At 71.3% G+C, this 14,022-nt stretch carries 13 protein-coding genes; 7 read left to right on the forward strand and 6 right to left on the reverse strand.

The features are described 5' to 3' along the window. Positions 1–71: 71 nt before the first annotated feature. On the forward strand, positions 72–1,637 hold the full coding sequence (locus tag IEY86_RS01570) for an MFS transporter (RefSeq protein WP_229698070.1): 1,566 nt from the start codon (positions 72–74) through the stop codon (positions 1,635–1,637). A 219-nt stretch (positions 1,638–1,856) separates the two neighbouring features. On the opposite strand, the gene IEY86_RS01575 is transcribed toward IEY86_RS01570, so the two are convergent. After that, positions 1,857–3,239, reverse strand: coding sequence for a glycine--tRNA ligase (locus IEY86_RS01575; RefSeq protein WP_189129596.1), 1,383 nt, complete (start codon positions 3,237–3,239; stop codon positions 1,857–1,859). Positions 3,240–3,445: 206 nt separating this feature from the next. Here IEY86_RS01575 and IEY86_RS01580 point away from each other — a divergent pair, with 206 nt between their 5' ends. The 4 genes from IEY86_RS01580 to IEY86_RS01595 all read left to right on the forward strand — a co-directional run bounded on the left by IEY86_RS01580 (position 3,446) and on the right by IEY86_RS01595 (position 6,615). Beyond that, positions 3,446–4,402, forward strand: coding sequence for a metal ABC transporter substrate-binding protein (locus IEY86_RS01580; protein ID WP_189129597.1), 957 nt, complete (start codon positions 3,446–3,448; stop codon positions 4,400–4,402). Positions 4,403–4,410: 8 nt separating this feature from the next. Continuing rightward, the gene (locus IEY86_RS01585; RefSeq protein ID WP_229698095.1) at positions 4,411–5,226 is read left to right on the forward strand and encodes a metal ABC transporter ATP-binding protein; all 816 of its coding nucleotides are present in this window, start codon (positions 4,411–4,413) and stop codon (positions 5,224–5,226) included. Then, positions 5,223–6,125, forward strand: coding sequence for a metal ABC transporter permease (locus tag IEY86_RS01590; protein ID WP_189129599.1), 903 nt, complete (start codon positions 5,223–5,225; stop codon positions 6,123–6,125). Before IEY86_RS01585 ends, IEY86_RS01590 begins: the two co-directional genes overlap by 4 nt. Before the next feature lie 82 nt (positions 6,126–6,207). Next, positions 6,208–6,615, forward strand: a complete 408-nt coding sequence (locus IEY86_RS01595; protein WP_189129600.1) for a Fur family transcriptional regulator — start codon at positions 6,208–6,210, stop codon at positions 6,613–6,615. 103 nt (positions 6,616–6,718) lie between these two features. Here the strand turns inward: IEY86_RS01595 and IEY86_RS01600 are convergent, their stop codons facing one another. The 4 genes from IEY86_RS01600 to leuA all read right to left on the reverse strand — a co-directional run bounded on the left by IEY86_RS01600 (position 6,719) and on the right by leuA (position 11,080). Beyond that, complete coding sequence (locus tag IEY86_RS01600) at positions 6,719–7,543, reverse strand: isoprenyl transferase (protein ID WP_189129601.1); 825 nt, start codon at positions 7,541–7,543, stop codon at positions 6,719–6,721. A 3-nt stretch (positions 7,544–7,546) separates the two neighbouring features. Further along, complete coding sequence (gene recO, locus IEY86_RS01605; protein ID WP_189129602.1) at positions 7,547–8,293, reverse strand: DNA repair protein RecO; 747 nt, start codon at positions 8,291–8,293, stop codon at positions 7,547–7,549. A 69-nt stretch (positions 8,294–8,362) separates the two neighbouring features. Next, the gene (locus IEY86_RS01610) at positions 8,363–9,076 is read right to left on the reverse strand and encodes a TerB family tellurite resistance protein (RefSeq protein WP_189129603.1); all 714 of its coding nucleotides are present in this window, start codon (positions 9,074–9,076) and stop codon (positions 8,363–8,365) included. A 231-nt stretch (positions 9,077–9,307) separates the two neighbouring features. Next, entirely contained in the window at positions 9,308–11,080 is a 1,773-nt protein-coding gene (gene leuA, locus IEY86_RS01615; RefSeq protein WP_189129604.1) for a 2-isopropylmalate synthase, read from the reverse strand. Between the two features lie 332 nt (positions 11,081–11,412). On the opposite strand from leuA, the gene IEY86_RS01620 reads away from it, so the two are divergent. Next, positions 11,413–12,561, forward strand: a complete 1,149-nt coding sequence (locus tag IEY86_RS01620) for a M4 family metallopeptidase (protein WP_189129605.1) — start codon at positions 11,413–11,415, stop codon at positions 12,559–12,561. Between the two features lie 14 nt (positions 12,562–12,575). Next, positions 12,576–12,842, forward strand: coding sequence for a protealysin inhibitor emfourin (locus tag IEY86_RS01625; protein WP_189129606.1), 267 nt, complete (start codon positions 12,576–12,578; stop codon positions 12,840–12,842). A gap of 223 nt (positions 12,843–13,065) precedes the next feature. Here IEY86_RS01625 and era read toward each other — a convergent pair whose 3' ends face one another. Then, complete coding sequence (gene era, locus IEY86_RS01630; protein WP_373286935.1) at positions 13,066–14,016, reverse strand: GTPase Era; 951 nt, start codon at positions 14,014–14,016, stop codon at positions 13,066–13,068. Between the last annotated feature and the right edge of the window lie 6 nt (positions 14,017–14,022).

Below are 14,022 nucleotides of genomic sequence, written 5' to 3' on the forward strand. Positions count from 1 at the left end.
TTCCAGGTACTCCCAATACCTGGATAACCACACTCTGGTACCACCCTACGATCCCGACGATCGTTAGCGCCGTGAACGAACGGATCGCACACACCCAGACCCTGACCACGAGGGCCGCCGTCCGGCCCCGCGTCATCCGCGTCGGCACGCCCGGCGCCCCCTCGACCGGCACGGAGGCGGCCGGCCCGAACGTCACCGGCCCGAAGACCGCGACCGGAACCGGCCGGGACCCGGCCGCTCCTCCCGCTCCCCCGCGGCTCGGGCCGCTCGGCCTGCTGACCGTGCTCCTCGGCGCGGCGCTCCCGATGCTCGACTTCTTCATCGTCAACGTGGCGCTGCCCACCATCGACCGCGATCTGAACGCCGGTCCCGCCGTGCTGGAGATGGTCGTCGCCGGGTACGGCGTGGCCTACGCGGTGCTCCTCGTCCTCGGTGGGCGGCTCGGCGACACCTTCGGCCGCCGAAGGCTCTTCCTCGTGGGCACGGCGGCCTTCGCGGTGACCTCCCTCGCCTGCGGTGTCGCGCCCACCGCCTGGACCCTGGTGGCGGCCCGCACAGCCCAGGGCGCCGCCGCGGCGCTGATGCTGCCGCAGGTGCTCGCCACCATCCACGCCGCCACCTCCGGCGAGCGCCGGGCACGGGCCCTCGGCCTGTACGGCGCCACCGGCGGCATCTCCAGCGTCGTCGGGCAGGTCCTGGGCGGATTGCTGGTCGCCGCGAATGTGGCCGGCACCGGCTGGCGCTCGATCTTCCTCGTGAACGTTCCGGTGGCGCTGCTCGGCCTCGTGCTGGCCCTGCGGACCGTGCCGGAGAGCCGCGCGGAGCGGCCCGCCGGGGTGGACGCGCCCGGCACCGCGCTGCTGGGTGCCTCCCTCCTCGCCCTCCTGCTGCCGCTGACCGAGGGCCGGGCCATGGGCTGGCCGCTGTGGACCTGGCTGTCGCTGGCCGCGGCCCCGGTGGCGATCGCCGCGTTCCTCCTGGTCGAGCGCCGGGCGGAGCGGCGCGGCGGCACACCGCTGGTGCCGCCGAGCCTCGTGCGGCTGCCCGGGGTGCGTACCGGGCTGGCGCTGGCGGTGCCGCTGTTCACCGGGTTCGGCGGCTTCATGTTCGTGGTCGCCGTGGCGCTCCAGCAGGGGCTGCGGCTGGGTCCGGTCGAGGCCGGGTCGGCGCTCGTGCCGATGGCGGCCGCGTTCCTCGCCGCGTCGCTGGCGGGGCCCCGCCTGGTGGGCCGGTTCGGACGCCGGGTGGTCACGGCCGGTGCGGTGCTCCAGGGCCTGGGCCTGGCCGGGGTGATCGTGACCTTCGCCTCCGACTGGCCGCACGTGGGCCCGTGGCAGCTTCTGCCCGGCATGGCCGTCCTCGGCTTCGGCCAGGGCCTGCTGCTGACGACGCTGTTCCGGATCGTCCTCGCGGACGTGCCCGCCGAGCGGGCGGGGGTCGGCAGCGGGGTGCTGGTCACCACCCAGCAGTCCTGCCTGGCCCTCGGTGTGGCGACGCTCGGCACGCTCTTCCTCTCCCTGGCGCCGCAGTCGGCCCTGGGCATGCGTGACGCCCTGCTGGCGGCTCTGGCGGTGCAGTTGGCCGGGGTGGGCGTGACGGCCCTGCTGAGCCTGCGCCTGCCGCGCACGGTCGGCTGAGGCCGAGGCCCGGTCGGCAGCGGCCGGGCGGGTCGGGTGCCGGGTGCCGGTCCCGCGGACGGCGAAGGCCCCGGGCTCCCTCCCGGAAGGAGGGGCCCGGGCCTCGTTCCGCTCCGGCGTTCGCCCGCCGTCTTTCCCCTGGGCGTTCACCCCGCCGCGTTTCCGACCCGCGGCGTTCCGACCCGCGGCGTTCCGACCCGCGGCGTTCGCCTCTCGGCGTCAGCAGCCGAGGAGCTTGCCCGCCAGGTAGGACTCCACCTGGTCGATGGAGATGCGCTGCTGGGCCATGGTGTCGCGCTCGCGGATGGTCACCGCGTTGTCCTCGAGGGTGTCGAAGTCGACGGTCACGCAGAACGGGGTGCCGATCTCGTCCTGGCGGCGGTAGCGGCGGCCGATCGCGCCGGCGTCGTCGAAGTCCACGTTCCAGTGCTTGCGCAGGTCGGAGGCGAGGCCGCGGGCCTTCGGGGACAGGGCGGGATTGCGCGACAGCGGCAGCACGGCGACCTTGACCGGCGCCAGACGCGGGTCGAGGCGCAGCACGGTGCGCTTCTCCATGACGCCCTTGGCGTTGGGCGCCTCGTCCTCGACGTAGGCGTCGAGCAGGAAGGCGAGCATGGCGCGGTTCACACCGGCCGCGGGCTCGATGACGTAGGGGAACCAGCGCTCGCCGGCCTCCTGGTCGAAGTACGAAAGGTCCTGGCCGGACGCCTTGGAGTGCGCGGCCAGGTCGAAGTCGGTGCGGTTGGCCACACCCTCGAGCTCGGAGAACTCGGTGCCGCCGAAGTTGAAGCGGTACTCGATGTCAGCCGTCCGCTTGGAGTAGTGGGACAGCTTCTCCTTCGGGTGCTCGTACCACCGGATGTTCTCGGGCGTGATGCCGAGGTCGACGTACCAGTTCCAGCGCTCGGCCATCCAGTACTCGTGCCACTTCTCGTCCTCGCCCGGCTTGACGAAGAACTCCATCTCCATCTGCTCGAACTCGCGGGTGCGGAAGATGAAGTTGCCCGGTGTGATCTCGTTGCGGAAGCTCTTGCCGATCTGGGCGATGCCGAACGGCGGCTTCTTGCGCGAGGTCTGCTGGACGGCCGCGAAGTTGGTGAAGATGCCCTGGGCGGTCTCCGGGCGCAGGTACGCCACCGAGCCGGAGTCCTGCGTGGGGCCGAGGTGGGTGGAGAGCAGGCCGGAGAACTGCTTGGGCTCGGTGAAGGTGCCCTTGTTGCCGCAGTTCGGGCAGTTGATGTCGGCGAGGCCACCCGCCGGGGGGCGCCCGTGCTTGGCCTCGTAGGCCTCCTCCAGGTGGTCCGCGCGGAACCGCTTGTGGCAGGAGGTGCACTCGGTGAGCGGGTCCGTGAAGGTGGCCACGTGACCCGAGGCCTCCCAGACCTCGCGGGCCAGGATCACGGAGGAGTCGAGGCCGACGACGTCGTCGCGGGAGGTGACCATCGAGCGCCACCACTGGCGCTTGATGTTTTCCTTGAGCTCCACGCCGAGCGGTCCGTAGTCCCAGGCGGCGCGCTGTCCGCCGTAGATCTCACTGCAGGGATAGACGAAGCCACGGCGCTTGCTCAGGCTGACGATGGTGTCGATCTTGTCGGCGGCCACAGTGCTCTCTTCAGTACGACGAAGCGGTCAGTGGAGATCGGCTGGCGGGCGGGCGTACCGCGGCGCCTAGGCGAATACCTCAGATTACCGGCGGCGGCACCCCCCACTCCAAATCGGTTCCGGGCCCGCCCGCCCCGGGGCACAGGGTGCAACGGGCCGCGACACTCAATTGACAATCGTTTCCATTTTCGTTGAGAATGATTGTCATGAACGTACGCCGTCGCCTCGTACCCGGCCTCCTCGCCGCGGCCGCCGCCACCTCCATGATCGCCCTGACCGGGTGCTCCCCGGAAAGCGGTGGAAGCGGCAACGGCAAGGTCGACGCGACCGCGTCCTTCTACCCCCTCGAGTACATCACCAAGCGGATCGGCGGCGAGCACGTCAACGTCACCGGTCTCACCAAGCCGGGCGTCGAGCCGCACGACCTCGAACTCACCCCGCGCCAGGTCGGCCGCCTCAGCGACACCGACCTCGTCGTGTACCTCAAGGGCCTCCAGCCCGCCGTGGACGAGGCCGTCTCCCAGGCCCACCCCAAGCACCTCGTCGAGGCAACGCGGTACTCGCCCCTCGTGGCGCACGGCGAGGAAGTCGACGCCGTGCACGGCGGCACCGCCCCCGAGGAGGGCGGCCACGGGGAGAACGCCTCGGGCGATCCGCACATCTGGCTCGACCCCACCCGGCTCGCCAAGGTCGCCGAGGGCGTGAACAAGCAGCTGGCCGCCGCCGACCCGGCCCACGCCGCCTCCTACAAGGCCAACACCGACAAGCTGGTCGGCGAGCTCAACGCCCTCGACAAGGAGTTCACCGAGGGCCTGTCGGGCGTGAAGCGGCGGACCTTCGTCACCACCCATGCCGCGTTCGGCTACCTCGCCGAGCGCTACCGGCTGGACGAGGTCGGCATAAGCGGCCTGGACCCGGAGGCGGAGCCCAGCCCCGCGCATCTGGCCGACTTGCACCGGACGGCCGAGGAGAAGAAGGTGAGCACGATCTTCTTCGAGACCCTGGCCAATCCCAAGACCGCCAAGACCCTCGCCGAGGACCTCCACCTGAAGACGGCGGTCCTCGACCCGGTCGAGGGCGTGCGGGACCCCAAGAAGAGCGACTACTTCTCGGTCATGCGGCAGAACCTCAAGAACCTGCAAGCGGCCCTGGGGAGCTCATGACAGCGCTGATGCCCGGCCCGCGGGCGGAGCAGGAGACGAGCGTGGAACCGACCCGGAACGGCTCAGGTGAGCCCGTCATATCCCTGCGCGGGGCGACCGCGTCGCTGGGGGCCCGCCGCGTCCTGCGCGGAGTGGACCTCGGCGTCGAGCGCGGCGAGGTCGTCGCGCTCCTCGGCGCGAACGGCTCCGGCAAGTCCACCACCGTGCGGGCGGTGGTCGGCCAGGTGCCCCTGTCCGGGGGCGAGCTGAGCCTGTTCGGCACCCCCTACCGGCGCTTCCGCCAATGGCGCCGCATCGGCTACGTGCCCCAGCGCACCACGGCCGCCAGCGGCGTGCCCGCGACGGTGCGCGAGGTCGTCTCCTCCGGGCGGCTCTCCCGCGGCAGGCTGCGGCCGCTGCGCCGCGCCGACCGCGCCGCCGTCGACCGGGCCCTGGAGCTCGTGGGCCTCGCCGACCGCGCCAAGGACTCGGTCAACGCCCTGTCCGGCGGTCAGCACCAGCGGGTGCTCATCGCCCGCGCCCTCGCCGGCGAACCCGAGCTGCTGATCATGGACGAGCCGATGGCGGGTGTGGACCTGGCCGGCCAGCAGGTCCTCGCCGGCACCCTGCGCGAGGAGGTCGCCGAGGGCACCACGGTCCTGCTCGTCCTCCATGAGCTCGGCGCCCTCGAACCACTGATCGACCGGGCCGTGGTCCTGCGCGACGGCTGCGTCGTCCACGACGGCGCACCGCCTCCCGCGACCGGCCAGCACGCCCTGCCGGGCCACGACCATGTGCACCCGCACGCTCCCGAGGAGCCGATCCGGACGGGGCTGCTGACATGACCTTCCTCCAGGACGCCTTCATGCAGCGGGCGCTCGTCGCCGCGATCCTCATCGGGATCACCGCGCCCGCGGTCGGCATCTACCTGGTCCAGCGCCGCCAGGCGATCATGGGCGACGGAATCGGCCATGTCGCGCTCACCGGTGTCGCGCTCGGCTTCCTCACCGGCACCAACCCGGTGTGGATGGCCGTGCTGGTCTCCTCGGCCGGCGCGGTGGCCATGGAGCTGGTCAGGGCCCGCGGCAGGACCCAGGGCGACATCGCGCTCGCCATGCTCTTCTACGGGGGCATGTCCGGCGGTGTGCTCCTGATCCATCTGTCGCCCAACGGGAGCAACGCCAATCTGCTGTCCTACCTGTTCGGCTCGATCACCACGGTCTCCCAGGAGGACGTGGTGGTGATCGGCATCCTGGCGGCGGTCGTCGTCGCGGTCACCGTCGGCCTGCGGCGGCAGCTGTTCGCGGTCTGCCAGGACGAGGAGTTCGCCCGCGTCACCGGTCTGCCGGTGCGCCTGCTCAACATCGTGCTCGCGGTCACCGCGGCCGTCACCGTCACCGTCGCCATGCGCGTCGTCGGCCTGTTGCTGGTGAGCGCCCTGATGGTCGTTCCCGTCGCGGCCGCCCAGCAGCTCACCCGCGGCTTCGCGGCCACGATGGCCTTCGCCGTCGCCATCGGACTCACGGTGACCACGTCGGGCACCGTGTACACGTACTACGTGGACGTCCCCTCCGGCGCGACCATCGTCGTCATGGCCATCGGGGTGTTCCTGGCCGTGACCGCCCTCGCCGCTCCCCTGGCGAAACGCAGGGCCCGGCGCTCGGCCGCCCCGGTGTCGGAGGAGGCGGAGTGCACCCTCGAACCCTCGCGCAGCCGTTCCCCGGAGGACGATGTGCGCGTTTAGGGTCACCTCACTGACACACTGGCACAATGTCCCCATGCACAGCGACAGCGCTGGCCGGCCAGAGTCTCGAGGAGGAGAACCGGTGAACACCGCAAACCCCCCGACGCGCGGCCGCGCGACGCGGCAGCGCGCCGCGGTCGCGTCCGCGCTCGACGAGGTCGACGAGTTCCGCAGCGCGCAGGAGCTCCACGACCTGCTCAAGCACCGCGGTGACTCGGTCGGCCTCACCACCGTCTACCGCACCCTCCAGTCCCTCGCCGACGCCGGTGAGGTGGACGTCCTGCGCACCGACGACGGCGAGGCCGTCTACCGGCGGTGCAGCCAGGGCCACCACCACCACCTGGTGTGCCGCTCCTGCGGCCGCGCCGTCGAGGTCGAGGGTCCCGCCGTGGAGAAGTGGGCGGACGCGGTCGCCGCCGACCACGGCTTCGTCGACGTCGCCCACACGATGGAGATCTTCGGCACCTGCGGCCAGTGCGCCTCCGCCTGACCGCCTGACGCGCCCGACCGCCTCCGCCTGCGGGTCCTTTCGCGCCATGAGGGCGCGACCCCTTGTCCGGGTCGCGCCCTCATGGCGTTTCCGTACGGCCCGTTCAGCGGGCCGGGACCTCGGCCACCTGGTTGGGCAGCGCTCCGCCGTAGCGGCGGTCGCGGGAGGCGTACTCCTGGCAGGCGTCCCACAGGTTCCGGCGGTCGAAGTCCGGCCAGAGGATGTCCTGGAAGACCATCTCGGCGTAGGCGGACTGCCAGATCAGGAAGTTGGAGGTGCGCTGCTCGCCCGAGGGCCGGATGAACAGGTCCACGTCCGGCATGTCCGGGTGGTACATGTACTTCGCCAGCAGCTTCTCGTTGACCTTCGCCGGGTCGACGCGGCCGGCGGCCACGTCCATGGCCATGGCCCGCGCGGCGTCGGCGACCTCGGCGCGGCCGCCGTAGTTGACGCACATGTACAGCGTCATGGCGTCGTTGTCGCGGGTGTGCTCCTCGGCGATCTGGAGCTCGTTGACCACGCTCTTCCACAGCTTGGGCATGCGCCCGGCCCAGCGGATGCGCACACCCATCGCGCCGAGCTCCTCGCGGCGGCGGCGGATCACATCGCGGTTGAAGTTCATCAGGAAGCGCACCTCGTCCGGCGAGCGCTTCCAGTTCTCGGTGGAGAAGGCGTAGAGGGAGAGGTTCTTCACCCCCAGTTCGAGGCAGCCGCGGACCACGTCGAGGACGACCGACTCGCCCACCTTGTGGCCCTCGGTGCGCGGCAGGTTGCGCTCCTTCGCCCAGCGCCCGTTGCCGTCCATGACGATGGCCACATGGCCCGGCACCAACTCCCCCGGCAGCATGGGGGGCTTGGCGCCGGAGGGGTGGGGCTCGGGCGGCAGGTACTCGCGACGCTGTCGGCTGAGGATCCCGCGACGTGCCATGCGCTATTTCTCCACGTATCTCAGCGAGCGGAGACCCCGCTCGAGGTGCCACTGCAGGTACGCAGCGACCATGCCGCTGCCTTCTCGGCAGAAGCGCGGCTCGCACGCGTCTGCCGTCTCCCAGTCCCCGGCGAGCAGCGCGCCCAGGAGTTGGAGGGACTCCGGAGAGGGTACGACGCTGCCGGGCACCCGGCACTCGCCGCACACGGTGCCGCCGGAGGCGACGGAGAAGAAACGGTTGGGGCCGGGCATACCGCACTTCGCGCAGTCGTCGAAGCTCGGCGCGTAGCCGTTGACCGCCAGCGAGCGCAGCAGGAAGGCGTCGAGCACCAGCCCCGGGCCATGGGCGCCGGAGGCGAGGGTGCGCATCGCCCCGACGAGCAGGAGGTACTGCTGGATGGCGGGCTCGCCCTCGTGGTCGGTGAACCGCTCGGCCGTCTCCAGCATGGCCGTGCCCGCGGTGTACCGGGCGTAGTCGGTGACGATGCTGCCGCCGAAGGCCGCGATCGTCTCCACCTGCGTGCACAGCGGGAGGCCGCGGCCGACGAGGTCGCCGCCGCGGGCGAAGAACTGCGCGTCGACGTGGCTGAAGGGCTCCAGGCGGGCCCCGAACTTGGACTTGGTGCGCCGCACTCCTCGGGCGACCGCGCGTACCCGGCCGTGGTGGCGGGTGAGCAGGGTGATGATCCGGTCCGCCTCACCCAGCTTCTGGGTGCGCAGCACGATGCCGTCGTCGCGGAACAGACTCATGGCGCCATTCTCGCGTACCGCGGCGCATGCCCGGTCGGCAGTCCCGCGGTCCGGCCGCGGACGGGGCGGTCAGGGCAGGACGCGGGCCGCGGCCTCCAGGACGCACTCGGTGGCCTCGGTGGACATCCGCAGGCAGCGGCCCACCGCGGCGAGGGCATCCCGCTCGGCCGGACGGTACGGGCCGTCGGCCAGGGCGATACGGGCGCCCTGGAGCAGGATCCGCTCGCAGCCCTGGGGCGCCAGGTGCTCGGCGAGGGGTTCGAGGACCTCGTGAAGCTCGATGGACAGCCAGCTGCCGCAGCCGTCGATCGCGTCGCCGAGCCCACGGTCGGGGACCGCGTCGGCGGTCGTCGACAGCGCGGTGAGCATGGCCAGCAGCTGCTCCTGCGTGCAGTCGGTGAACCCGGCCTCGCGCACGGCGGCCGTGGCGACCTCCCTGGTGTGCCGGCTGGTGGCGCCACCGGCGACGAGGACGGCCAGCGCGACGGTGTAGGCGGCGTCGCGCAGCATGGCGGAAAACCGCGTCGTGGTGGGGCGCTCCAGCGCCTCGAGGCCGTAACGGGTCCGGCAGGCCGCGCATTCGATCACGCTGCCGGCCGAGCCCCGCGCCATCAGCGGCACCCCGACCACCGTGAGCTTGCGTGTCCCGGCGCGCCTGCGGTAGCCGCGGTCACCGCCGCATCCCGGGCAGTAGAAGTCGCCGTCCGACTCCGTGCGCCATGACGTGCGTACGCCCCAGATACACAGGCCCCAGATCTGCAACAATCCGACACTCCCCGCCATCTGACCGACTGCGGCACCCTGCGGCTCTGCCGGGCGCAGGCGACGGCAGGGCCCCATAACGCTTCGGCAACGGTGCCGTCTGCGTGATGCTGCCATACAAGTCACAGCGAGTCAGTAGCGAGTGGACGGGGAGTTCCGGACAATCGCGCCCCGCCTGCCTCTGAGCAGGCGGGGCGCGGAAAACCGTCCGGCAAAGAAGGGTAAAAGAGTTCGCCGGATCGAGACTTCCGGTCAGCGGTGGGCGCGGTTGACGGCGCTCACGACGGCCTTCAGCGAGGCGCGCACGATGTTCGCGTCGATGCCCACGCCCCACAGGACCCGCTCGCCGACGGCGCACTCGATGTACGCGGCCGCCTTGGCGTCCGCGCCCTCGCTCTGCGTGTGCTCGGCGTAGTCCAGCAGCCGCACGTCCACGTCGATGCCGGACAGCGCGTCGAAGAACGCGGCGATCGGGCCGTTGCCGGTGCCGGTCAGCGTGGTGTCCTCGCCGTCGACGACCGCCTCGACGACCAGGGAGTCCTGGCCCTCCACCGTGGTCGACGCCTGGTGGGTGCGCAGTGCGATCCGGCCCCAGGGGTTGTCCGTGGTGGGCAGGTACTCGTCGGAGAAGACGTCCCAGATCTGCTTCGGCGTGACCTCGCCGCCCTCGGCGTCGGTCTTGGCCTGGATGATCTTCGAGAACTCGATCTGCATCCGCCGCGGCAGGTCCAGCTTGTGGTCGTTCTTCAGGACGTAGGCCACCCCGCCCTTGCCGGACTGGGAGTTGACCCGGATGACCGCCTCGTAGGAGCGGCCGACGTCCTTGGGGTCGATCGGCAGGTAGGGCACGCCCCACTCGATGTCGTCCACGCGGATGCCCCGGGCGGCGGCGTCCGCCTCCAGGGCCTCGAAGCCCTTCTTGATGGCGTCCTGGTGGGAGCCGGAGAAGGACGTGTAGACCAGGTCGCCCGCGTAGGGGTGGCGCGAGTGGATCTCCATCTGGTTGCAGTACTCGGCCGTCCGGCGGATCTCGTCGATCTGCGAGAAGTCGATCATCGGGTCGACACCCTGGCTGAACAGGTTCATGCCCAGCGTCACCAGGTCGACGTTGCCGGTGCGCTCGCCCTGCCCGAACAGGCAGCCCTCGACGCGGTCGGCGCCGGCCATCACGGCCAGTTCGGCGCTGGCGACGGCGGTGCCGCGGTCGTTGTGCGGGTGCGTGGACAGGCAGACGAACTCGCGGCGCGACAGGTTGCGCGACATCCACTCGAACTGGTCGGCGTGGACATTGGGGGTGGCCCGCTCGATCGTGGCGGGCAGGTTCAGGATGATCTCGCGGCCGGCCTCCGGCTGCCAGACGTCCATGACCGCCTCGCAGACCTCCAGCGCGAAGTCCAGCTCGGTGTCGACGAAGATCTCGGGGCTGTACTGGTAGCCGAAGACGGTCTCGCCACCCAGCACCTTGTCCGCGTACTCCATCACCAGGCGGGTGCCGTCGGTGGCGATGGCCTTGGTCGCGTCGCGGTCGTTGCGGAAGACCACACGGCGGAAGAGCGGCGCCGTGGCGTTGTACAGGTGGACAGTGGCGCGGGGGGCGCCGACCAGCGACTCGACGGTGCGCTCGATCAGTTCCTCGCGGGCCTGGGTCAGGACGGAGATCGTCACATCCTCCGGTACCGCGCCCTCCTCGATGATGCTGCGGACGAACTCGAAGTCGGTGGCACCCGAGGAGGGGAAGCCGACCTCGATCTCCTTGTAGCCCATCTTCACCAGCAGGTCGAACATGGCGCGCTTGCGGGCGGGGGACATCGGGTCGATCAGGGCCTGGTTGCCGTCCCGCAGGTCGGTGGACAGCCAGCGGGGAGCCTTCGTGATCGCCCTGCCCGGCCAGGTGCGGTCGGGCAGGTCGACGCGGGGGTGCGCCCGGTAGCGGTCGATCGGCATCCCGGAGGGGCGCTGGGTGACGGTGGCGGCGGTGACCGGCGTGGGACGGCCGACGGAAGCGGAGGTGTTCTGCGAGGACATGGCGTTGGACTCCTACGTGGGGTCTGCGGCGGCCGACAACGGCGTGATGAGCGCATGGCCCGACTCCGCGGCGAAGGAGTCAGCCTCGACTACAGACCCTCGCCGCGGCAGCTAAGAAGAAGCAGCCCGTAACGCATGATGGTCAGAGACTAACCCGACGCCACTGCCGAGCGCAGCCGGTGCCCGACTCTTCCCAGTATCTGGAACGGACGGTGTCGAGACCCGGGTCCAAAGTCACCCAAGAGTCACCGAAGCGGAAGTTTTACACCTATTTTCATGAATCGTCGCCGGATTCAGTGACAGCACGTGGTCCTTCTGCCACTTTTGGCCACATGGATGCCAACCATGTCTTCTGCGGCATCGTGCCGCCGCACATGCTCGACCACCTCGCCCGCTCGGGCAGCGCCGCCGTTGCCGACGCCGCCCGCAACGCCCTGCGCATGGACGCCTTCCACCGTGAGCGCCGCCTCTCCGCGGTCGCCGGAGCGCCCCCGCAGCCGACCGTGCCCGGCGCCGGCACGCCGCCCGACGCGGCGCAGCGGTGCGCCGAATCCGTGCTCCGGCGCACCATCGGGGACGCCGAGCACCACCAGCGCCTGCCCGGCAGGGTCGTGCGCGCCGAGGGCCAGGACGCCGTCTCGGACGAGCCGGTCAACCGCGCCTACGACGGCCTCGGCCACACCCACCGGCTGTACCTGGACGCCTTCGAGCGCGACTCCATCGACGACTCGGGGCTCGCGCTGAACGCGACGGTCCACTACAGCCGCCACTACGACAACGCGTTCTGGGACGGCGAGCAGATGGTCTTCGGCGACGGGGACGGGGAGGTCTTCAACGACTTCACGATCTCGCTCGACGTCATCGGCCACGAGCTGACGCACGGCGTCACCCAGTACACGGCCAATCTCGACTACTCCGGGCAGTCCGGGGCGCTGAACGAGTCGATGTCCGACGTGTTCGGCTCCCTGGTCAAGCAGTACGCGCTCGGGCAGGGCGCGGCGGAGGCCGACTGGCTGATCGGCGAGGGGCTGCTGACCGACCAGGTCCAGGGCGTGGCGCTGCGCTCGATGAAGGCGCCCGGCACCGCCTACGACGACGACGTCCTCGGCAAGGACCCTCAGCCGGCCACCATGGACGACTACGTCGAGACCACGGACGACAACGGCGGAGTGCACATCAACTCCGGCATCCCCAACCACGCCTTCTACCTCGCGGCCACGGCCCTGGGCGGCAACGCGTGGGAGCGCGCGGGCCGGATCTGGTACGACGTGCTGACCGGCGGCAAGCTGGCGACCGACGCGGACTTCGCCTCGTTCGCGGGGCTCACCGCGGCGGCGGCGCGCGCCCGCTACGGCGAGGGGGAGGAAGTGCAGGCCGTGCTGGACGCGTGGAAGCAGGTCGGGGTCCCCACCGGTTCCGAGGAGGGCAGCGCCGTCGTCCGGCAGCGGTCCGGGACGACCGCCCCGACGCCGACCATCTAGGACAAGCTGGGGTCATGCATATCCAGGTCAAGCGCACCGGTGGGTTCGTGGGAGCGACACGTCGGGCCGAGGTGGACACCTCCGGCCGGTCCGACGCGGAGGCATGGCACAGCCTGGCCCGGGAGGCGCTGGCCTCGGGCAAGGGCTCTGAGCGGGCGGGGGTCCCCGACGGCTTCCACTACGAGGTCACGGTCGACGGACACACCGTCCACTTCGCGGACCCGCATCTGACGGACGCCCAGCGGAGCCTGGTGTCCAAGGTCCTGAAGGAAGGCGCCTGAGCGGCGATCGAGGGCTCCGCGCCCGGGGCTCCGCTCAGGGCGCCGCCCGAAGGGGCCGTTCGAGGGGGCGCCGGCCTCCTCGGGCGGCACCGCGGGGGCGGCAGTCCCTCGGGCGGCACCGCGCGCCGGGGCGTCCGCCCCGCGGTGCCGGACCGGCTGCCGGAAGTGACCGGACACACGCCGTCGGAAGGACGGGGCGGCCGCGCAGTGGCCGGACAGGCCGTCAGAAGCCCAGTTTGCGCAGCTGCTTGGGGTCGCGCTGCCAGTCCTTGGCCACCTTCACATGCAGGTCCAGGAAGACCGGCGTCCCCAGCAGCGCCTCGATGTGGCGGCGGGACTTCGTCCCGACCTCCTTCAGACGGGCGCCCTTCGGGCCGATGATGATGCCCTTCTGGCTGGGGCGCTCGATGTAGAGATTGGCGTGGATGTCCAGCAGCGGGCGGTCGGCGGGGCGGCCCTCACGGGGCAGCATCTCCTCCACGACCACCGCGATGGAGTGGGGAAGCTCGTCCCGCACACCCTCGAGCGCGGCCTCGCGGATCAGCTCCGCCACCATGACCTGCTCGGGCTCGTCGGTCAGGTCCCCGTCCGGGTAGAGCGCCGGACCCTCGGGGAGCAGGGGCGCGAGGAGGTCGGCGAGCAGGCCGACCTGCTTGCCGGAGACGGCCGAGACCGGGACGATCTGCGCCCACTCGATGCCCAGCTCCGCGCCGAGCCGGTCGATGGCGATCAACTGCTCGGCGAGGGTCTTGGAGTCCACCAGGTCGGTCTTGGTGACGATGGCGACCTTGGGGGTGCGCTTGGCCTCGGCGAGCTCCTTGGCGATGTAGCGGTCGCCGGGGCCGAGCTTCTGGTCGGCGGGCAGGCAGAAGCCGATGACGTCCACCTCGCCCCAGGTCGAGCGGACCAGGTCGTTGAGCCGCTCACCCAGCAGGGTGCGCGGCTTGTGCAGCCCGGGGGTGTCGACGAGGACGAGCTGGGCGTCGGGGCGGTGCACGATGCCGCGCACGGTGTGCCGGGTGGTCTGCGGGCGCCCGGAGGTGATGGCGACCTTGGTGCCCACCAGAGCGTTCGTCAGGGTGGACTTGCCTGCGTTGGGGCGCCCGACGAAGCAGGCGAAGCCCGCACGGTGGGCCTGGTCATCGGAGGAGGGGCGAACGCTCATGCCGACCATTCTCCC

Source organism: Wenjunlia tyrosinilytica (assembly GCF_014646055.1).
GTDB lineage: Bacteria > Actinomycetota > Actinomycetes > Streptomycetales > Streptomycetaceae > Wenjunlia > Wenjunlia tyrosinilytica.